This is a genomic window from Sphingomonas sp. IC-11, from assembly GCF_021043365.1.
Taxonomy (GTDB): Bacteria; Pseudomonadota; Alphaproteobacteria; order Sphingomonadales; family Sphingomonadaceae; genus Sphingomonas.
Map to the genome: position 1 here is coordinate 169,461 of NZ_JAJNDU010000002.1, position 19,846 is coordinate 189,306.

The following is a 19,846-nucleotide window of genomic DNA, read 5'->3' on the forward strand; positions in this document are numbered from 1 at the left end:
TCGAGGGAGCGGCACGCGCTCCCTCGGCGTCTAACCGCCGCCGAGCGCGCGCTGGCGGCGCCGTTGCACCGAACTGCCGATGCCCATCGCCTCGCGATATTTCGCCACGGTGCGTCGCGCGATGTCGAAGCCCTTCGCGTTGAGCAATTCAACCAACGTGTCGTCGCTGAGAACCTTCGCGCCCTCGTTGGCGATCAGGCTCTTGATCGCGCTCTTCACTGCCTCTGCCGACACGGCGTCGCCGCCATCGGCGGCCTGGATCGCGGAGGTGAAGAAGTATTTCAGCTCGAACAGGCCGCGCGCGCAGCTCAGATATTTGTTCGACGTCACCCGGCTGACGGTGGACTCGTGCATTTCGATCGCGTCTGCCACCTGACGCAGGGTGAGCGGGCGAAGGTGCGACACGCCGTGAAGGAAGAAAGATTCCTGCTGTCGCACGATCTCGGTCGCGACGCGGATGATGGTTTTCTGGCGTTGATCCAGGGCCTTCACCAGCCAGTTGGCGCTGGCCAGCATGTCACCAAGCCACGCCTTCGACGCCTTGTCCTGCGGCCCGGAAGAGAGTTCCGCATGGTAGCGCCGGTTTACCAGAACGCGCGGCAAGGTGGAATTGTCGAGTTCCACTAGCCAGCCGCCGCGCGTCCGGCGCACGTGAAGGTCGGGTGTCACGGCCTGCATCGGCTCGCCACCGAAGCGCGCGCCCGGCTTTGGATCATAGTTGCGCAGCTCGCGGATCATGTCCGCCATGTCTTCGTCATCGACCTGGCAAATGCGCTTCAGCCGTGGAAGATCGCCCCGGGCGACGAGGTCGAGATGATCGATCAGCCGGGCCATGGCCGGGTCATAGCGATCCGCCTCCTTGGCCTGTAGCGCGATACATTCGGCCAGATCGCGCGCGCCCACCCCGGTGGGATCAAAGGTCTGAATAACGGCGAGAACCCGCTCGACTTGCGCCAGCGGCACGCCGAGCCGTGCGGCAACGTCGAGCAGGTTGGCGGTGAGGTAACCGGACTCGTCAATGAGGTCGATGAGATGCTGGGCGACGAACAGGTCCGCGCCCGCCAACACTTCGCCAGCCTGATGGAGCAGATGATCGGCAAGCGTCGGGCTGGCGGCCGCAAACGCATCGAGATCAGGGGCGTCCTCGCCCAGACCCCCGGCCGCGCCGGTGACACCAAGCCCGTCGCCCGCGCCGATCATGCTGTCGGACGGGCTGTCATCGAACCGCTCCGCGGCGATATCCACGTCGAGCGTCTCACCGGCCGCCTCTCCGGCGAGAACGAGTTCGTCGGCCGGGGCGGGTTCGTCACGGACCAGATCGGGCTCGCGCTCGGCCACCGGTGCCTCATCGGAGGTCGCGACGGCTTCAAGAAGAGGGTTCCTCTCGATCTCTTCGGCGATGACGCCCTCGATCTCGAGGTTGGATAGCGTCAGCAGTTTGATCGCCTGCTGCAGCTGCGGCGTCATCACCAGCGATTGTGACTGGCGTAGATCGAGGCGCGGCGCGAGGCTCATCGGGCAGCGGATTTCGCGGGTGAGTTGATCAGCGAGGTGTTGCCGCAGCCCCGCCTGGCCTGCCCCCATGCGATCCCATCTGTCGCCGGAATGACGATGATGGCGGCCATCCCCATCGGCTCAGAGCGAGAACTCTTCGCCCAGATACAGGCGCCGCACGTTCGGATCAGCGACGAGATCCGCCGGCGCGCCCGTGAACAGCACGCGCCCATCGTAGATGATGTAGCCACGGTCGACGATGTCCAGCGTCTCGCGCACATTGTGATCGGTGATCAGCACGCCGATGCCGCGCTGCTTCAGCTGCTTCACCAATGCGCGAATGTCAGCGATCGACAGCGGATCGATGCCGGCGAAAGGCTCGTCGAGAAGTATGATCGTCGGGTCGGCCGCCAGCGCGCGGGCGATTTCCGCGCGGCGCCGCTCACCGCCGGACAGGGCCATTGCCGGCGCATCACGCAGCCGCGTCAGGCCGAATTCCTCCAGCAGCGTATCAAGCTTGCGCTGCCGCGCGGCAGCATCTGGCTCGGCGAGTTCGAGTACGGTCAGGATGTTCTTCTCGATGGTCAGACCACGGAAGATCGACGTTTCCTGCGGCAGATATCCCAGACCCAGGATCGCGCGGCGGTACATGGGCAGGCCAGTGATGTCCTCGCCGTCGAGCATGATTCGGCCAGCGTCCGGCTTCACCAGACCCATCACCGAGTAGAAGCAGGTCGTCTTGCCAGCGCCGTTCGGGCCGAGCAGGCCAACCACTTCGCCCCGCGCCACAGACACGGACACGTCACTCAGGACGACGCGCTTGTCATACGACTTGGCGATGGAAACGACCTGAAGACCGCTCGAGATCGGCGCCTCGTGGATGGGCTCCGCATGGGAGAGGGTGGTACTATCGTCCATCGTTCGTCTGCAGCCTTGCGCTCGCCCGGCCGGCACGCTGCCGCGTACCGACTTGGCAGGAATCATGCATGAGCTTGCGGCGTGGCGGAAGCCCTCTTTCGATCAGTTGCGGTTCGGCACGGAGAAAGTGCCCGTGACCCGGCCTGACGGAGCCGTCGTGACGTTTCCGGCGCCGGTGCCACCACGAACCGATGACCCGTCGATTACGGCGCGTCCCGTATCGAGATTGATCGTCAGCCGCCCGCCATTCACGGTATTCGCGCCCTGCGTCAGGCTGACCGCGCCCACCATGGTGATGATTCGCCGGTTCAGATCGTACACGGCATATTGGCTGCGCGCCGTCTGGTCGGGCCGGCGCACGACGACGCCGCCGGCGGCGTCGAGGCGCGATACCTGCGGATTACCGCCAACCACCTGTCCCGTGTAGCTGACGGTCATTCGCGCAGCGTTGAGCGACATTTCCGCCTGCCGGACGGCGACATTGCCGGAAAGCACCGCCCGATTGGCGCGATCCTGCAGCTCGATCGTGTCGGCACCGAAATCGATCGGGGCGTTGGTGTTGTGACGCGTCTGCGCGATCGCGCCGGATGCGAACAGAAGGGCGAGGAGGGCCACGCGTTTCATGGCGCGCTATCTCGCCCCTCGCGGGTTCACGCGCAAGCGGGCATTGCCACGCAAAGTGACGGTTCTGGCCTCCAGATCCGCATCAAGCCTGTTTGCGCTGAAGCTTCCTTGGGAAACCGTGCCGGTCACGCCGTCCGTCGAGCGCAGCTTGCGCGTCTTCAGGTCCACCGTCGCGTCCTGAGTATCGAGCGTGTAGTTGTTCGGACCTCGAAAGGCGATCGGGCCGTCGACCTTCACCCGCTCGCTTTCCATATCGTAGCGGCCGGTCGGGGCGGTCAACGTGGCCGGTCCGTCCTGAAGGCGGATTTGCGCCGCCAGCTTGCTGATCTCGACGATCGGCTCTGCGGAGCTTCGCTGGACGGCGGAGCCGGCGTTCAACGTGAACGGCTGCCCCTTCGCGTCCGACCCGCGATATTGGGCGCGCTGGATCTTCAGGCGTTCCTTCGCGACCTCGACCTTGTTCTTGTCGAGCACGAACGACACGTCCCCTGCGGTCGTCAGCGGCGCCATGACCAGAAATGCCGCGAGCACGCCGATCAGCACCGGAAGCAGCCAGTGGGTGATGGAGATGATCCGGTCGTGCCGGCTCCCCGGGGCCGCCCATCGCTGACGCCGCGTACGTTCCCGGACCGCGATTTCAGACATGCGCGCGCTTCCCCGCCGTGAACCCTCCCGCCGAGGCGGAACTTACCAAACGCGGAGGACCGCGAAAGTTTCGCGCTGCCCCGGTTTGTTCGATTCGCGCCTGCCGGCACTGCACGAACATGGCCGGGGAGCCGAAACGGTCCTCAAGCATGCGCGAAGATGTCCACCTCCGGCCAGCCAGCCAGGTCGAGTTCGGCGCGATGGGGCAGGAAATCGAAGCACGCCTGCGCGATTTCGGTGCGTCCTTCGCGCGCCAGTCGCTTGTCGAGCTCGTCACGAAGGCGATGCAGATACCGCACGTCGGAGGCAGCATATTCGCGCTGTGCTTCGCTGAGCTCCGGCCCGCCCCAGTCGGACGATTGCTGCTGCTTGGAAATTTCCTGCCCCAGCAGCTCGCGCACCAATTCCTTCAGCCCGTGGCGGTCCGTGTAGGTGCGGACCAGACGCGACGCGATCTTGGTGCAATAAACCGGGGCGGCAACAATCCCCATATAGTGCCGGATCGCCGCGATATCGAAGCGGCCGAAATGATATAGCTTCAATCTGGCAGGATCCGCGAGCGCCGCACGCAGGTTCGGCGCGGCGTAGGTGGAACCCGGATTGAAGCGGACGAGATGCTCGTCACCCAGCCCGTCCGAGATCTGCACGAGGCAGAGCCGGTCGCGCGGCGTGATGAGCCCCATCGTCTCCGTGTCGACGGCAAGCGGGGCGCCGGGTGCGAACACATCGCCCGGAAGATCTTCTTCATGAAAATAAACGGCCATTCGCCCGCCGTAGCGCGGGGCGCCGTCAGGCTCAACAACCCGCGGAAAACGGGTGATACAATGGTTGTTAGCGCGATAACCTGTGCTTTGAACGCGACAGTTGCGCAATGATCGATGCGCAATACTTGCTTTTCACGACGAATCTGTTCGCAGCAGGCGCGCCGATGCGCTATGACGAGTCCTGTGGCGCACCAGCTTCCGCGTCACAAAGCCCTGCGCCGGCCGTCCATCGCGCGGGTCTTGAAACTGATTTGCGGGCGGAGCGGGAAGACGAACAGGGTTTATGGGTTACGAAAAAGGTGGCCGCGGCAATCGTGGCGGACGCGGGCGCGACAAGCGTGACGGCTTCGGTGGCGACGATTTCGGCGGCGGTGATTTCGGCGGCGGCGGTTTCGGCGGCGGCGGCTTTGGTGGCGGCGGCTTCGGCGGTGACCGCGGCGGCTTCGGCGGTGGCGGCTTCCGTAGCGGCGGTGGTGGCGGCTTCGGCGGCGGCGGCTTCGGCGGCGGCGGCGGTGGCTTCCGCGGCGGCGGCGGCGGCGGTGGCTTCGGCGGTGGGAACCGCATGCCCCCGCAGGTCGTCGGCGAGGGCACCGGTGTTGTAAAGTTCTTCAACGCCCAGAAGGGTTTCGGCTTCATCGTTCGTGATGACGGCGGCGAAGACGTGTTCGTCCACATCTCTGCTGTTGAGCAGGCCGGGCTTACCGCTCTTGCGGAAGGTCAGCCGCTCGGCTTCACGCTGGTCGACCGCGGTGGCCGCATCTCGGCGACCGAGCTGAAGATCGAAGGCGAGCCGATGCCGGTGAGCGACCGCGCACCGCGCGAGGGCGGCTTCGGTGGCGAGCGCGCGCCGCGTGCTGGTGGCGCCGGTGCCGGTGGCCCGCAGCGTCAGCTGACTGGCGAAAAGGCCACGGGAACCGTCAAGTTCTTCAACGCGATGAAGGGCTTCGGCTTCATCCAGCGCGACGATGGTCAGCCTGATGCCTTTGTGCACATCTCGGCTGTCGAGCGTGCTGGCATGTCCAGCCTGAACGAAGGCGATCGCCTGTCCTTCGAACTCGAAGTTGATCGTCGCGGCAAGTACGCGGCAGTGAATCTTTCTTCGTCCAGCTAATTTTCCCCGCTTCGAAATAGGAGAGGGAAGGGCCGTCCGGGACAACCGGGCGGCCCATTTTCGTTTAGGGACGCTGCTGGCTGTCGGCAGCGGGCATAAACGCCCCAGCGGCGAGTGAGATGGCGCGAGCCGCCGTGCCTCCCGGAAAGCGCGACCGCACGGCGCCATGGTGCGGACCCATCGCGGCCCATGCTCTCGCCCGATCGGGCGCCAGTTTTCGAGCGAGTTAGCGAACAACCCCTCGCGGTTATCTCGATCGCCGCTGCGAGAAGCATTTCAAAAGACACTTAATACTGGCAAATGGCCGCTTGCCCCGATCCGGGCGCAACCCACTCGAAAGGCACACCCACCTTGCGCGTCCTGCTTCCGCTGCTTCTGTCTGTTGCTCTTCCCGCTATGGCCGCCGCCCAGGCCCCGGTGGCGACGCCCGGCTCAGCCGTGCCTGCGGGTGACGCCGCTGCCGAGGGTGCCAAGCTGCGCCAGATCTTCAACGACAGCGACGAAGCCAGGCTGCGGCGCAATCCCGTGGAGGCGATCTTCCGCGGCGACCTTCGCTATGCCGATCGCTTGGGCGATTACCTCACCCCCGCTTACGAGGAAGCGGAGCGGCAGGCTCTGGTTGATGATCTGAAGGCGCTGGGCCGAGTGAACCGCGATCGCCTTTCTGCGGTGGACCGCATTGCTTATGATGTGTTCAAGTCGGATCGGGAGCGTGATCTGAAGGGCTATACGCCCGCTCTGCTGCGGATCAGCGAAGTATTGCCGATCAACCATTTCGGCGGATTGCAGACCTTTTATCCGGAATTCGCCTCCAGCCAAGGTGCGGCGCCGTTCAAGACGGTGCTCGATTACGACAACAACCTGAAACGCAACGCTCAATATGCCCAGGTGGTAGATCGTATGATCGCCCGTGCACGTGAGGGCATGAAGCGCGGGATCATGCCACCCAAGCTGGTCGTGCAGAATGTGATCGGCCAATTGGATCACATTCTGGCCGGAGCGCCGGAGGCGTCGCTTTTCTATGAACCGGTGACGAAGTTCCCCGACGCCGTGGGGGCGGCCGAACGCTCTCGCTTGACCAAGGCCTATGCCCAGCAGGTGCGTGATGTGCTCAATCCCGCGCACCGACGCTTGCGCGAATTTCTTCAGAACGAATATCTGCCGCGTGCGCGGGACACCGTCGGCTTGTCAGCGCTTCCGGGTGGCGCCGCCTGGTACGAATATCTGATCGAGAACAGCACCACTCTGCCGCTGAAGGCGGAGGCAGTGCACGAACTCGGCCTTTCCGAGGTGGCGCGCATCCTTTCCGAAATGGAAGCTCAGAAGGGGCGCGCCGGGTTCAAGGGTACGTTGCCGGAATTCTTCCAACATTTGCGGACCGATCCGCGTTTCCAGCCGAAAACCGCCGAAGAGATCGCAGCGGGATACGCGGCGGTCGGAAAGAAGGTCGATGCGCGGGTCCGTGAGCAGTTCAGCCTGATCCCGAAGACACCGCTCGAGATCCGGCCGGTTCCGGCATTCCGGGAAAAGACGGCGGCGGCGGGATCCTATCAGTCCGGCACGCCCGACGGTTCGCGCCCCGGTGTCTTTTACTATAACACCTATGATCTGCCGAACCGCTATCTGTGGGGCATGGAGACGCTGTATCTCCACGAGGCGGTGCCCGGCCACCACTTCCAGATCAGTCTCGCTCAGGAAAATGCCAGTTTGCCGGCCTTCATGCGTTTCGGCGGCAACACGGCTTTTTCCGAAGGCTGGGGTCTGTATGCCGAGACGCTCTATCCGGAGCTGGGGCTTGAAACCGATCCCTATCAGCGGATGGGTGGGCTGAACGATGAGATGCTGCGCGCCATGCGGCTGGTGGTCGACACGGGCATTCACGCCAAGGGCTGGACCCGCGACCAAGCGGTTCGTTACATGCTCGACAATTCGCCGATGCCTGAAAGCGATGCGGTGGCGGAGGTGGAGCGTTACATCGCCATTCCGGGGCAAGCGCTCGCCTACAAGATCGGCCAGCTGACCATTCTTCGCCTGAAAGCGGAGGCGCGGCGTGCGTTGGGCGATCGCTTCGATCCGCGCGCGTTTCATGCCACTGTTCTGGATACGGGCGCTTTGCCGATGCCGGTGCTGGAACGGAAAGTCGCGGATTGGACGGCGAGCCAGCGGTAAGCGGGCGTGGTTCCACTCTTTCGCGCAATTCTGGCCGGCGGATCGCTGCGCGATCGGGTGGTCGCCAGTGCTGGTGGACTGGCGGGAATCGTAATCACCGCAGCGGTGAGTTTCCTTCTGCTGAAGGACATGGCGCCGCTGCCGATGATTGTCGCTCCGATGGGGGCGTCGGCCGTGCTCGTGTTCGCGGTGCCGGCCAGCCCGCTTGCTCAGCCATGGCCAGTGATCGGGGGCAACATCATCTCCGCTCTGGTCGGGATCACCGTCGGGCGGCTCGTGCCGGATGTGGCGCTGGCCGCCGGCGTGGCGGTAGGCGCTGCCATCCTGATCATGTCGCTGCTGCGCTGCCTGCACCCGCCGGGCGGTGCGGCGGCGCTGACCGCCGTGGTTGGCGGGCCCGCCGTCGTATCCGCGGGCTATCTATTTGCGCTGGTGCCGGTCGGGATCAACGCCGTGCTCCTGACCCTCGCAGGTTTGCTGTTCCACCGCTTCTCCCACCATTCTTATCCCCACCGCGCCCCTTCGCTGCCCCAGCAGACCGATCGCGTCTCGGACCCTCATCCCGAGGACATCGATCGCGCACTTGCTGACCTCGGCGAGACGTTCGACATCAGCCCCGAAGACCTCGCGTTGCTCGTCGCCCGCGTGTCCCACCATGCAAGGATAAGGTCCGGGCAGGGCAGGAGGCGCGGAGCTAGGTAACGGAGCTCAATGCCCCTTGTGGCCGAGCTGCACATCCAGCTCAGCCTGAACGCGGCCGAGCGAAGAGATAAAGGAGCGGTCTGCCATGGGCTGAGCAGTTGCGCCTCGCTGGAGAAACCAACGGTCACTCCGCGAACCATCGAGAGAATAACGGGAAAGGCCGAACTTTGCCTTGGGCCTGGCGCCCGTGTTCGACGGGAAGTGGTGCCGCGTGCAGGACTCGCTCAATGCCTGTAAGTATCTGCGCTAGAAACAATATATGTCTTAGGCTTGGTATGTGGCCCCCACCGTGGCCCCCAAGTCATCGCGCTTAGGTGCAGCGGGGAGCCTGTTGCTGCGTCCCCGGCTTTTCCCTGATCATGCCCCCGTGTTACCCCAATTTCCTGGCATGATTGCACAGGAATTGCACCGCGCGGCCACTGTGTTCAGCGAGCGAAGTTTGTCTGCTCGCTGGTGCCGTATGAAGCGGATCGACTTGCATGGCGCTATCCCCCGCCTACGATGGCATCATGGATAAGGCGATCCGCAATCCGGTTTGGTCGAGGGATGAGTTGATCCTCGCATTAGACCTTTATGTTCAGACCGGCGGCAACCCGACCGGCAAGGACGATGAAGCTGTTGAGCAGTTATCTGTTGTTCTGAACAAAATGCATCGGCTGAACGGCGGCGGCGGCAGCGACACCCTTCGAAACCGCAATGGTGTCTATCTTAAAGTGATGAATTTCCGTTCGTCAGATCCTGCTTATCTACAACAAGGCAAGGTCGGCATGACGCGGGGCAATCGCCTAGAGGCGGTGTTATGGAAGGAATACGAAGGCCGGTCTGCCGATCTAGCAGCGGATGCAGCGGCAATTCGAGAAGCGGTCGCCAACGCCGATGAAGCGGTCGTTGCAAAATTGCCAGCGGCTGAGCCTTACGAAGGCGAGGAAGGCGGCGTCATCATGCGCCTTCACAAGCGGTATGAGCGCGACCCCAAGCTTGTGAAAGAGAAGCGTAACGCTGCAGCAGCAGCGGGGTCGTTGGCTTGCGAGGTATGCAATTTCGACTTTGAAGCAGCCTATGGCGAGTTAGGGGCCGGCTACGTCGAGGTGCATCATACAAAGCCCGTCCATACCTTACACCGCAGAACCAGGACTAAGCTTTCTGACCTTGCCGTACTGTGTGCTAACTGCCACCGAATGGCACACCGAAAACGAATCCCGTTGGATTTAGAGGCGGTCCGCCTAGCGCTCCGCTTCAGAAGATAAATTCAACCCTAGTCGTTCTTACTCGGAACGACTAGATATGTACTCTTCTTTTATTCTAAGTAGCGAAAGTGCATTGAAACACATTCTATAGAATGTGTAGCAACTCTCTTGCAAAAGCATAATTGACAGAGACAATAACGCCTTAGAGGCGAGGCTTCTAAGATGAGAGACATAGTACCATACATCCGCCGTCAGCGGCGACAGACGAGGCTGAAGTCCTGAAATAAAGTTCGGGACAGTTAAATCCAGCATCTGTATCAGAAGCGTTGCCACACACGTTAGCGCCAGTGGAATAAAGTAAGCGACGTTAAAGCGAAAGTACATCGCTAGCTGTCTTATCACCCTTATGTCGTCACGATCCTCGGCATACAGCGGCTTTGGTAGCCCACCCACACTTTCCAAAGCTATTGGAAACATTGCCGCAAAGGCGAAGCCGATCAGAATAGAAAGTGCGGTGACAAGCACCGAAATATTATCGTCGCTTAGCCCGTCAACGAACAAGGAAAGTATGACAGAAGCAAGCGCTTGCACCGCAAGCCTAAAGCCGTGTCGTTCGGCCGCCTGCGTTTGCTCATCCCGATAGGTGCCGTAGTTGTCACTTACGATATTCCATAAACGAGCAGAACTCACCGTCGCAAACCCGGTGTAACAACATTGTCCAGAACGCGAACCATTTCGTTCTTTACGCTATCATAGTCCAATAACCCATTGGGGGGAACCGAAACGGAAAGAGGGAACCTTGTGGCAACATTATTGTCGCCGAGAAGGTACACTGTATACTGATGCCCGTCCTGTCGCATCAAAACGGTGCAGCCGGCAATGTCCTCATCGTCAATGTCCATCAGATCGCCTTGTGACATTATTTTGGCAAGCGCGGCCTTTCTTGCCTCCATCGAACCTTTAACTTGGGGCACCAGCCCCTTTACATCACGCTCGAATTCATCGCCGTATTCAGAGCCTCGAACTACGAATACGCCGGTCTTGGAAAATAGGCTCTTGCTACCCAACTTCTTACCAGGTCGGTTTAGGGCCACCTTCAGTTCGACCGGAGTTCCACTACCAAGTTCATGGCGCAAACTACTGAATGACTTCGACCTTACTACCGACTCATTGGTTTGCAAAGTCTTGGAAATGAAGTAGCTAAGACCGTCGTAGTCGCCATAATTGCCTAAGTATTGACTCCCGACCACTATGCGGCCGTCACGACGGTAATCAACAATGTAGTGAAATGTTCTTAGGTTCAGGCTATCAGCATCTATAGTGCCCACTTTCGTGTTGCGATACTCCTGCCCGTAATACGCACCTTCGAACCTGCCGAAAATTCTCGCGACAGAAATATCCGTTACTTTAAGAAGAGGTATTTTCTCCCCCTGCTTTATCAACCTAATTTCGGCTTCGTCGCTGAAGTCAATGGGAGTAACATCGCGCAGCCGTGCCCCCAGTTTGGCAAATTCTTGAGCGGTGAAACCCGTCTCTTCGCTCTCAGGCTCGCCACGCTTCCGCTTAACGAGGTAGTGAAACGACGCTGTGACTTGGTTCGTACGTTGCCGCTTCGCCATAAACTCTCCCTTGCCTCCGATTGGTAGCATACGGCACTTGGCTGGCAAGGGATGAAACTGTGTGTTCAATCAAGCATTCTTGTTCAGGCCAGCGTCTAATTGACTCGTTTACCTGAAGCAGCCGGCTCGACTGCAGCCGAGCGCATTGGTGAGGGATGCCGAGCATCAAGTATGCGCTTCACTTGCGAAGCCTGCCACACCCCACCGCGCGGCGTCGTGATCCCGGCAGCGTTCAAGCCGGCAGCTATTTCACGTAGGGACTCAGCGCCAGAAGTCCTTACGACTTCAATATGGCGCAGGACCTTAGCTGCGCGCTCTTCGGAAGCCTTCCCGCGAACAGTAGCACTAGCCGCAGGACCTTTGCGAAGGTCTTCTACATTCCGCCTCGCCCCACCTAGCTTGACGCCGCGAGCCTTCGCTGCTGCCAATGCTTCTATAGTGCGGCGAGATATCGCCTTCCGCTCGGCCTGGGCGACCGCCGCCATGATATGGATCGTAAGTTCGTTCGCTTCCGGCATATCCGCAGCGACGAAGCGCGCGCCACTGTCTTGTAGTGCAGCAAGGAAGGCCACATTGCGGCTAAGGCGATCAAGCTTCGCGACGACGAGAGTGGCACCAGTCAATTCGCAGAGAGAAAGCGCCTGTTCCAACTTCGGTCGCTGATCGACCTTACCGGACTCAACCTCGACGAACTCGCCAGTAAGGTCCCAAGCGCCGCCATTAAGATAGTCAGTGACGCTTTTGCGCTGCGCATCGAGTCCTAGACCGCTTCTGCCCTGCTTTTCGGTGCTGACCCTGTAATATGCCACGAACTTGCCGTTTGCCATTGTGCTGTTCCATATGTCGCAACGTGCGTTGCCATATATGTAACAGCAGTTTGTATTTGCGCAAACGGCAAAGTGCGTGATGCATGAATTGGTCCGTCGCGAGCAAAGGTATCAGGAAAGACGCTTGGACGACCGCGGGCTCTGTCTAACAACCAGCAGCAGGTATCTGCGCAGCTAGGGCATTGCGGGTGTCACCAGGCAAATTGGCTAAGCGCTACAGCGTGTCGCGTGCTGCAATCCAACGGGTAGAAAAACGTGCTGTCTAGTTTGCGGACACAGGAGTGTGGTTTGCGGACACATGAGCGTGGCAATTTTCGGTGCCGATCATTAAGCCCCTTCTGACAGGGGAAAGCGAATGATGTTTAGGTTTGCATTGGCGGTGCTACTCGCTGGGGCGGCGGCTACAGCAGCTTCCGCGCGCGATATCTACATGGTCGACTTCAACGAACACAGTGATGGATCGTATGTCGTGTTTGTTGACAAAGATACGGTTGTTAAGTCCACGCCTACGAACGCGCGCATGTGGAGTCACATCGGCACTCTTGAAAACGGCTCGGTTAATATTGAGACGTCATTTATTCAATATGATTGCTCTGAAAAGTCGTATCGATTTCTACAGTCGGGCATATATGACCGCGTTGGACGATTTATAAAGTCCGCGCCACCAACTCCAAAGCAATTTATTGCGCCGAACACAATTTCAGAAATTCTTTGGTATGTCGCTTGTTCGGGGAGTGTACCAGCGGCATCTTTCCGATTGGGCGATAAAAGCGTTTATGAAGGTGCAGGACAGGCACTTAATGCGATTACAAATAGATAAGGAAAGGGTATCTAAAATGCAGAGCGATGAGGCGCCGCTTACGACAATCATCCCAAGTAATTAACCGCAATCAGGGATGCGCAATCTCGCACTATATCCTTCAACAAGCCCTTTCGTGCCGTGCCGATCAAACTAGGCCCGCGTTACAGGGCGAAGCGCCAGAAAGGGCGTATGCGCCGCATCGGATTGCCAGTGGCAGTAATTAGCGCCGCAGCGGCTATAGGAACCTTGGTAGGGGTATATCCAGCCTTGGTCCCGGCAAGCGCTAGCCGGTCTTCTATAGTCACCTATGACGAACCGCTTTCCGGCTGTGCTGTCACAGATGGCGACACGATCAGATGCGGTGATGAACGCATAAGGCTGTTAGGCATCGACACGCCAGAATTGCCCGGTCATTGCCGGCGTGGTCGCGACTGCGTGACGGGCGATCCATATGCCGCGACCGCTAGCTTAGAAGCCGCGCTAACAGGCTCTCTGACAATCAATCGTGTGGGCGAGGATCGGTACGGACGAACGCTAGCGCGCGTAGCTGGTACTAAGGGCGATTTATCGTGTTGGCAGCTTGCAAGGGGGCACGCCGTCTACAAGCCCAAGTGGGATGATGGGATGCGGGTGGCTCGTACCTGTCCCGGCAGCATTCCGTAACGGCTGCTTGCGCCATCCAGGCGCTGCAAGAGCGAACCGACCCCCCTTGTTTTGCGTTCTCGTTACGTTCTATTCGGTCGTCACGGAGAATCGCAATGGACACCATCAGCACAGACCACCTTGCCGCCTTGATTGAGGCAGCGCCTTTGCGTGCAGTCACGGGGCTTAGCGCCGCCAACGAGGCTCTACGCTACTGGTCTACGCGGGAGCTTGCCGAGTTCATTGTAGAGGGTCTTGAGCGCCCTTGGACGGTGCAGGACAAAGCGCAACTGCGCTTGCCACTCTGACCAACCCATTGCGCCCTTGCAGCTATGGTTGGCGGTATACGGTCGCTTAGCGAACTCTGCCTTATCGCGGCGTCTATTGCGGTTCCTGGCCGTCGAAAACCACCCGTCGAACGTAACGCCGTAAGTTAGCTCGGAGTTCAGGGTGTCGATGGCTCGCGGTTCGCACGCTATTCAGTTCCGAAAGAACGGCATCCGCTCGACAGCGCGAAGATTTCGTGTTTGCTTGCTTCGCAAACGATCCGCTTGAAATGCGAGCGCCTGCGCCTTTGCAAGGGAGTCTGCCGCTACTGCCTCTGACTCGAGCGCAAGGACGCGAACAGGATTATCACGCCTGTCGCGGGACACCTTCGCATAGCTTGGATCGCTAAAGGCTCGGTTGAGGTAATGGCCTGCCAGTAGATAGTGCGCCCTTGCGGCTTGGGGGCAACGCGCTTCGTTGGCCCGCTTCAACTCCACTTCGGCCCGCTGATGGAAGTATGCGGCGTTTGAATCCTTGTGCGTGTACGTCATCTTTCTGCCCTCGCATCAAAGACTTCGGTAGCCTACGCACCTTCTGCTTTCAGCATGGGCGTGTCGCTTACAAGATTTACCTAGTGCCGCTTTTCAGCGGGGAGGCGAGCGCGCCTGCCTTTCCAGCGAGGCGAGGGCCCAAGGGTTAATCGGCTTCTGTCAGGCCTGCCCATTCGCGAAGTCGGTGAAGGTCCGTTTCGAGAGCGCGGATTTGAAGAGCTATCAATCGCCGGCTGTCGGGATCGATCCGGTCAAATAGCTCTTCTTTGTATGTTCTCGTTATTTCCGAGCGCGTCGCAAGCATACTCGAAATCAGTGCCTTCATGATTCTCACCCCCTCAAACGCAAAGATTGCGTTTCGAAGGATGGGAGTCAATTTACCATCTTAGTTAGTATAAACCTGCGCACGCCAACGGTCGGTTATTCATGCAACGGTGAAGGTGAAAAGATGGCCTGCCGTGCGCAGGTGCTAGTAAGAATTCCGGCACAGCAGCAGTAAAGCTACTTTGCCCCGGAAATGCTCATCTGGTGCCTAGGTGAGCCTTCGCCGCAGCCTTAGCTTGGGTGACGCTCTTGCCCTTCCGGCTCTTCGGTGTGGGCTGATCCTGTTCCACAGCCTTCGCCGCCTTCATTCCGGGCTTACGCCCTAGACCAAGCGCCTTCGCCATCGCAAACAGTGTAAGTAAAAGTGATTAGTAAGTCTATCACTAACGGTTGTGCGCAAGACCAAGTCGGAATATAGATGATTTCTCACCGGAGCAATTCGGCTCTGGTGTGACACACCCCTCTATAGGAGGTTCAGAAGAAAGTGAGTAGTTGTGACGAAATCAAAAAGTACAGTAATATATCTCCCATCTGATGACGTTGGGCACTACAGACTCAAAGTCACCATTGTTGTACCCGAACAGTATGATGGACGCGGAAAGTCGCCGACTAAGACGCAAAAGCTTATCAACGCGGTTGAATCTATGTCAACCTACCGGCTAGTTGCCCTCTTGTGGGGGGAGCCTGCCCATTGGGCGAAGCTCGTTGCACCTGATGTAAAAACGTCCGGGGCTTGCGGGCACCACGTCATTGATATCAGCCTACCTGCACCGTTGAACTTTGACAGCGAAAAGCTATCTTCCGAGTTGCGTTCCCTTTGGGCGGAAATATCGGATGGTGGAATTACAGCCTACATTGACTGTAGGCGATGCTACACAAGCGAAGAGATACTAGAACACTGCTGGTAAGCGAACGGGGGGCCACTGGCCCCCTTCGTTTTTTGTGGTGCATCATTATGCCTTTGCTCTAACGCGCTTGGTGTCGCGCCTCCCTATGACGAAGGCCCCTAGATCGCCCGCAAACGGCATCTACAGCGCGCGCAACCGGCTAGATGGACCCATGATCCACACAACACGCAAACGCGCCCCTAGCGCCCCTAATTGGCTTAGGTTGCTACGGCACGTTGGTTGTCGTTGAAGATGAGGCTTACCTCTTAGAGATATCGGCGAGGCAAGACTCTATCGCGTATTCAGGGCCAAACCCGAATAATCCCGAAAGCTCACAGCCTCGAAGAAGGCTATTCACTTGCATTCGATTGTCGGACGCACGCCCACGTAAGCTGCAAATTTCTCTGATAGCACCTTCACCGCCAAAGCCTTGTAGCGGCCCGGAACGATAATCGAGTCATGCACGGGCAGCGCTGGTACGCCATGCTCAAAGGCAAGGGCATAGACCGTGTCGATCACAGCTTCGCTCTCGATGTACTGCAAGTCACCCCACCTGATGACGCTGTCAGGCCATCCCTTCAAAAGGGGAACGGCATCTAACACCGCATCCTTTACGGCCCTGAACGGGTAGGCTGTTAGGTCCTTACCCGTCTTCTTCTCGTAAGTGGCAATTGCGGCATCCGTCCAATCACGATGGAATTTTGTATAGCCCAAGACCATCGTGACAAACGCCTTCACGACGCCACGATCAAAGCCGGGAATGATGTAGGGATCAGGATGGTTCGGAAGCGGGATACCGGCCACAGCGTGAAGGATTGTCAGGTGACTGGCCTTGATATCCAGTTCGATGGTTTCCTCTCCGTTGATGCGGATATCGCCGCGACAGAAAAGGTGGCCCTTCTTTGGTTTGCCCGGTAGCTGCTGGTAATTACCGAAACCTACCGAGTAGAGCCGCCCACCTTGGTCCCAATCGAAAGCAGACTGATCCCCGCATGAAAACATGCGCACGAAGGCATAGTGACAGCTTGGCGTGATTTCCTGTTTGGCGAAGAAGCCATTTAGCTCGTTTACGCGCCCTGCGATCTGCTTTGCCTTTGGGTCAGCGAGATCGACGCCCATGCTCTGCGGATCGCGTGCGAACGTCCGAGCCGATTTCAATATCACCGGATTACGGATGCTCGTTGGCCGCATTCTAAAGCCAAAGTGGCAATGCGCATTGTTGGCCGTGATCCCATAACCGGCCGCCATTTCCAACAGCCTGTCAGTGGCGCGGAAGCGGGCTGCCTGCGCTTTGGCGTCCGATCCCGTATGCTCCCTGTAGCCCCGCTGGTACTCAATCAGCCGGAACTCATACATGCCCTGCACCACGGACCTGAACGGCTTGTAGCCAACGCCTGCTTTGGTGAAGGCGGCCGGGTTCATGACGTGATAGCCGTAGCTTATCTCATCATCCGCCACGATGGCCAATAGCTCTGCCACAAATGCACCTAGGGCAGTTTCGAATGATCGTGACGGATTGTAGGTCTTATCGGTCCCCCGAATGGCGTGTTTAGCCAAGGCCGATATGAACCGCTTAGCCTTCTCTGTTTTTGGTTCGTGATTGAACCCAAAGTAGACTCCCTTGCCGATTATCTTCGGGTCTGGTTCTAGACTGTAGCCATAAGCTTCTATGAATCCCTTAAGCGATCCTTTCTCATTTATCGATTTAAAAAAGGAGGAAAGAAGAGGGGAGGAAAGGGAAGAGGGAAAGGAGAGAAGAAGAGGGAGGGGCATATAGAGTAACCATTTGGTTGGCAGTATGGGGGAGGACAGGTTAGGCAAAGCCATTGCCGAGGGCCTTAATCCGGAAAGGATATGGGTGTTGCGGTCTTTGGGTCCGCCACCCATCGCTGCTCCCACGCAATTGCGGGAGAAGAGATAAAGCAGGCCAAGAACCGCATTTTCAGCGATGTAGGGGTGAACAATTCGCCTTGATCGGTGAACAGTTCATCTTCTATCGCGGGTTTCGCGGAAAGCAACGCCTTGTACCGGGCGAAGTAGTTGCAATGTTAATGCAACTATATGGTAAGTTAACCCGCTTATTAATTTCTAGCTTAACCAGCTATGTCGGCACGTTGAATTTCGCCCGGATTTAACAAGCTGGCTTGCTGGATGCGCTTACATACAAGGGAAAACGCCTTTGCCGGTAGTTAGAAGGACTGGTGACGCAGTTGTGGGGTGCTGCGTCACCAAGCTCACAGCTATCAATCTCACACGCGGGATTGTAGGGGTTTTCTGTTAGCCGCGTCGTAGAGCTTCCCTTGTGCGCCTCTACTCGGAAAGTCCTTTTTGCCAGCCTATGATTGCGCTCTCACGCCAGCCGACCGACCGAGTTGAAATTTTCACCGGTTTAGGGAAGGTTCCCATGGCGATGTGGGCGTACATCACGGACTTGCTTAGGCCGGTGAGTTCGAGAACTTCTGCTCGGCGAATAATGCGATCAAGGTGGGGCGTGTTGTTTGTCATGGCGACGATGATAGCCATTTTGCAGCCTGCCCGAAGAGCGTGTCGGTACCAAATAGGCATTCGCAACCCATATTCGAACCATTAAGAGCGGTTAAGCCGCTCAAACTAGATAGAAAAATCAACCAGTTGTGGGCTAGGCTACTGGTCGGAATACCGCGTGCGGGTTGTACTTACGGATCACGTCGCCGATGATGTTCGCGCACTTCCGGCATAGCGCAGCAGTAGTCCCACCGCTGCCTTCTGTCCCGTTTGGTTACCTGATGTTTGCACGTAGCTCATCAAGGTAATCTGCCCACCATTGCGCCATTTCAACACGCTCTTTCCAGTGAGCGCCGCGATGATACGTGCCTCGTATAACGCTTTTATCGCAATGAGCTAACGAACGCTCAATTGCATCAGGATGCCATTTACCGCTTTCATTAAGTAGGCTGCTCGCCATCGTTCTAAATCCATGCGCCACCATTTCGTCTCCTGAATACCCAAGACGACGTAGCGCTGCATTAAGCGTATTCTCGGACATTGGCCGAGTGCCGGGATACATTGAAGCAAAAACGTGCTTATACTTACCGGTCAAAACCTTCGCGCTGGCCAGAATCGCTAATGCTTGCCGAGCCAACGGAACCACGTGTTCGCGGCCCATCTTCATCTTACTAGCCGGTATACGCCACACGGCAGCGTCAAGGTCGAACTCTGACCATTCTGCTGTTCGAAGTTCGCCCGGTCGAACGTAGACGAGTGGTGCAAGGCTAAGCGCAAGGCGGGTCATCGGTTGTCCGTCGTACCCGTCAATAGCGCGTAGCAGCGCGCCTACACCCGCAGGATCGACAATCGCAGCATGATGCTTGGCCTGCGACTTCGTTAAAGCCCCCTGCAAAGCTGCCGCAGGGTCTCCGGTGCCGCGTGCCGTGGCCACAGCGTACCGAAAAACCCGGCTAGCGAGGGATCGCATACGCCGCGCGGTTTCATGGTGGCCCTTATCCTCCACAAGCTTCAAGGCGGCCAGAAGGATGGCTGGTGTGATGGAGTCCACGGACTGTTTGCCTAACGGCTGCTCCATCAGGCTTAGCAGCCAACGAGCCTTGCTGATGGTGGCGCTAGAACGTCCTTCGCGCTCCTGCTTGTCGATATACTCATTGGCGAGCACCCCGAAGGTATTCGCCGCTTGCGCTTGGGCCGCAAGATGGCGGGCGCGCTTTTCAACGGAAGGGTCCACACCTTCTGCGATTAGGCGACGCGCTTCATCACGTTTGTCCCTTGCGGCCTTCAATGTTACATCAGGGTAGCACCCAAGGGAGAGCTTCTTTTCTTTGCCAAGATAGCGGTACTTGAGCCTCCACAGCTTTCCTCCGCTCGGCTGTATGAGAAGGAACAAACCCTTCTCGTCTGCAATCTTGCGCGGCTTCAAACCCGGTTTAGCGGTTCGCACGGCAGTGTCTGTCAGTGGCATGGGGGCCATTCCTAGCAGTGCCGCAGGGTTGGCCCCCAACAAAGCCCCCAACGAGTGCGGGCTTTCACCGGACAATTAGGGACTTCTACGGCAAATTATGCGTTAGAAATGGCAGATTTCCGGGAGATTCTCAATCCTGACGGGATCATGCCGGATCGGAAAGTGGTGCCGCGTGCAGGACTCGAACCTGCGACCCCCGCATTACGAATGCGATGCTCTACCAGCTGAGCTAACGCGGCACGATGCGCAGTTCAGCGCGTCGGAGCGGGGCGCCTAGCAGGGGTTCGCGCACAGTGCAAGCGGCTCTCGAGTTTACGCGCTCTTTACCACGCGCGCGGCAATAAGGGGGCAGGGCATGAGC

The 19,846-nt window shown here is 58.7% G+C and carries 19 protein-coding genes and 1 tRNA gene; 7 read left to right on the top strand and 13 right to left on the bottom strand.

The annotated features are described in order from the left end of the window. Positions 1-30: 30 nt before the first annotated feature. The 5 genes from rpoN to LQ954_RS09450 all read right to left on the bottom strand — a co-directional run bounded on the left by rpoN (position 31) and on the right by LQ954_RS09450 (position 4,445). The gene (gene rpoN, locus LQ954_RS09430; protein WP_231022870.1) at positions 31-1,515 is read right to left on the bottom strand and encodes an RNA polymerase factor sigma-54; all 1,485 of its coding nucleotides are present in this window, start codon (positions 1,513-1,515) and stop codon (positions 31-33) included. A gap of 120 nt (positions 1,516-1,635) precedes the next feature. Continuing rightward, positions 1,636-2,412 carry an LPS export ABC transporter ATP-binding protein gene (gene lptB / locus LQ954_RS09435; RefSeq protein WP_227771824.1) on the bottom strand — a complete coding sequence of 259 codons (777 nt, stop codon included), beginning with the start codon at positions 2,410-2,412 and terminating at the stop codon, positions 1,636-1,638. Between the two features lie 102 nt (positions 2,413-2,514). After that, complete coding sequence (locus LQ954_RS09440) at positions 2,515-3,036, bottom strand: LptA/OstA family protein (RefSeq protein WP_231022871.1); 522 nt, start codon at positions 3,034-3,036, stop codon at positions 2,515-2,517. Between the two features lie 6 nt (positions 3,037-3,042). Continuing rightward, positions 3,043-3,681, bottom strand: coding sequence for an LPS export ABC transporter periplasmic protein LptC (gene lptC, locus LQ954_RS09445; RefSeq protein ID WP_227771822.1), 639 nt, complete (start codon positions 3,679-3,681; stop codon positions 3,043-3,045). Between the two features lie 143 nt (positions 3,682-3,824). Further along, complete coding sequence (locus tag LQ954_RS09450) at positions 3,825-4,445, bottom strand: ribonuclease D (protein WP_227771821.1); 621 nt, start codon at positions 4,443-4,445, stop codon at positions 3,825-3,827. 283 nt (positions 4,446-4,728) lie between these two features. Here LQ954_RS09450 and LQ954_RS16255 point away from each other — a divergent pair, with 283 nt between their 5' ends. The 4 genes from LQ954_RS16255 to LQ954_RS09475 all read left to right on the top strand — a co-directional run bounded on the left by LQ954_RS16255 (position 4,729) and on the right by LQ954_RS09475 (position 9,674). Next, positions 4,729-5,556, top strand: coding sequence for a cold-shock protein (locus tag LQ954_RS16255; RefSeq protein WP_330999959.1), 828 nt, complete (start codon positions 4,729-4,731; stop codon positions 5,554-5,556). Between the two features lie 396 nt (positions 5,557-5,952). Then, complete coding sequence (locus tag LQ954_RS09465; RefSeq protein WP_231023029.1) at positions 5,953-7,725, top strand: DUF885 domain-containing protein; 1,773 nt, start codon at positions 5,953-5,955, stop codon at positions 7,723-7,725. A 6-nt stretch (positions 7,726-7,731) separates the two neighbouring features. Then, a complete protein-coding gene (locus LQ954_RS09470) occupies positions 7,732-8,427 on the top strand; it encodes an HPP family protein (RefSeq protein ID WP_231022872.1) in 696 nt (231 codons plus the stop codon). 509 nt (positions 8,428-8,936) lie between these two features. Next, a complete protein-coding gene (locus tag LQ954_RS09475; RefSeq protein ID WP_231022873.1) occupies positions 8,937-9,674 on the top strand; it encodes an HNH endonuclease in 738 nt (245 codons plus the stop codon). Between the two features lie 18 nt (positions 9,675-9,692). Here the strand turns inward: LQ954_RS09475 and LQ954_RS09480 are convergent, their stop codons facing one another. The 3 genes from LQ954_RS09480 to LQ954_RS09490 all read right to left on the bottom strand — a co-directional run bounded on the left by LQ954_RS09480 (position 9,693) and on the right by LQ954_RS09490 (position 12,060). Beyond that, on the bottom strand, positions 9,693-10,304 hold the full coding sequence (locus LQ954_RS09480; RefSeq protein ID WP_231022874.1) for a hypothetical protein: 612 nt from the start codon (positions 10,302-10,304) through the stop codon (positions 9,693-9,695). Next, positions 10,301-11,233 (bottom strand): hypothetical protein, encoded by a 933-nt coding sequence (locus LQ954_RS09485; protein WP_231022875.1) that lies wholly within the window; start codon positions 11,231-11,233, stop codon positions 10,301-10,303. The genes LQ954_RS09480 and LQ954_RS09485 overlap by 4 nt, the downstream gene beginning before the upstream one ends. 95 nt (positions 11,234-11,328) lie before the next feature. Further along, positions 11,329-12,060 carry a recombinase family protein gene (locus LQ954_RS09490; RefSeq protein WP_231022876.1) on the bottom strand — a complete coding sequence of 244 codons (732 nt, stop codon included), beginning with the start codon at positions 12,058-12,060 and terminating at the stop codon, positions 11,329-11,331. A gap of 355 nt (positions 12,061-12,415) precedes the next feature. Here LQ954_RS09490 and LQ954_RS09495 point away from each other — a divergent pair, with 355 nt between their 5' ends. The 3 genes from LQ954_RS09495 to LQ954_RS09505 all read left to right on the top strand — a co-directional run bounded on the left by LQ954_RS09495 (position 12,416) and on the right by LQ954_RS09505 (position 13,812). Next, positions 12,416-12,880 carry a surface-adhesin E family protein gene (locus tag LQ954_RS09495; RefSeq protein WP_231022877.1) on the top strand — a complete coding sequence of 155 codons (465 nt, stop codon included), beginning with the start codon at positions 12,416-12,418 and terminating at the stop codon, positions 12,878-12,880. A 171-nt stretch (positions 12,881-13,051) separates the two neighbouring features. Continuing rightward, positions 13,052-13,525, top strand: coding sequence for a thermonuclease family protein (locus LQ954_RS16260; RefSeq protein ID WP_330999960.1), 474 nt, complete (start codon positions 13,052-13,054; stop codon positions 13,523-13,525). A 95-nt stretch (positions 13,526-13,620) separates the two neighbouring features. After that, positions 13,621-13,812: a DUF6771 family protein gene (locus LQ954_RS09505; RefSeq protein WP_231022878.1), complete on the top strand. Its 192-nt coding sequence runs from the start codon at positions 13,621-13,623 to the stop codon at positions 13,810-13,812. Between the two features lie 171 nt (positions 13,813-13,983). On the opposite strand, the gene LQ954_RS09510 is transcribed toward LQ954_RS09505, so the two are convergent. The 5 genes from LQ954_RS09510 to LQ954_RS09530 all read right to left on the bottom strand — a co-directional run bounded on the left by LQ954_RS09510 (position 13,984) and on the right by LQ954_RS09530 (position 19,724). After that, positions 13,984-14,322 carry a hypothetical protein gene (locus LQ954_RS09510; RefSeq protein ID WP_231022879.1) on the bottom strand — a complete coding sequence of 113 codons (339 nt, stop codon included), beginning with the start codon at positions 14,320-14,322 and terminating at the stop codon, positions 13,984-13,986. Positions 14,323-15,887: 1,565 nt separating this feature from the next. Continuing rightward, positions 15,888-17,420 (bottom strand): hypothetical protein, encoded by a 1,533-nt coding sequence (locus LQ954_RS09515; RefSeq protein WP_231022880.1) that lies wholly within the window; start codon positions 17,418-17,420, stop codon positions 15,888-15,890. 423 nt (positions 17,421-17,843) lie between these two features. Beyond that, positions 17,844-18,056, bottom strand: coding sequence for a helix-turn-helix transcriptional regulator (locus tag LQ954_RS09520; protein ID WP_330999961.1), 213 nt, complete (start codon positions 18,054-18,056; stop codon positions 17,844-17,846). A 235-nt stretch (positions 18,057-18,291) separates the two neighbouring features. Beyond that, complete coding sequence (locus LQ954_RS09525; RefSeq protein ID WP_231022881.1) at positions 18,292-19,485, bottom strand: tyrosine-type recombinase/integrase; 1,194 nt, start codon at positions 19,483-19,485, stop codon at positions 18,292-18,294. Between the two features lie 163 nt (positions 19,486-19,648). Then, positions 19,649-19,724: transfer RNA gene (locus tag LQ954_RS09530), tRNA-Thr, on the bottom strand. Positions 19,725-19,846: the final 122 nt, after the last annotated feature.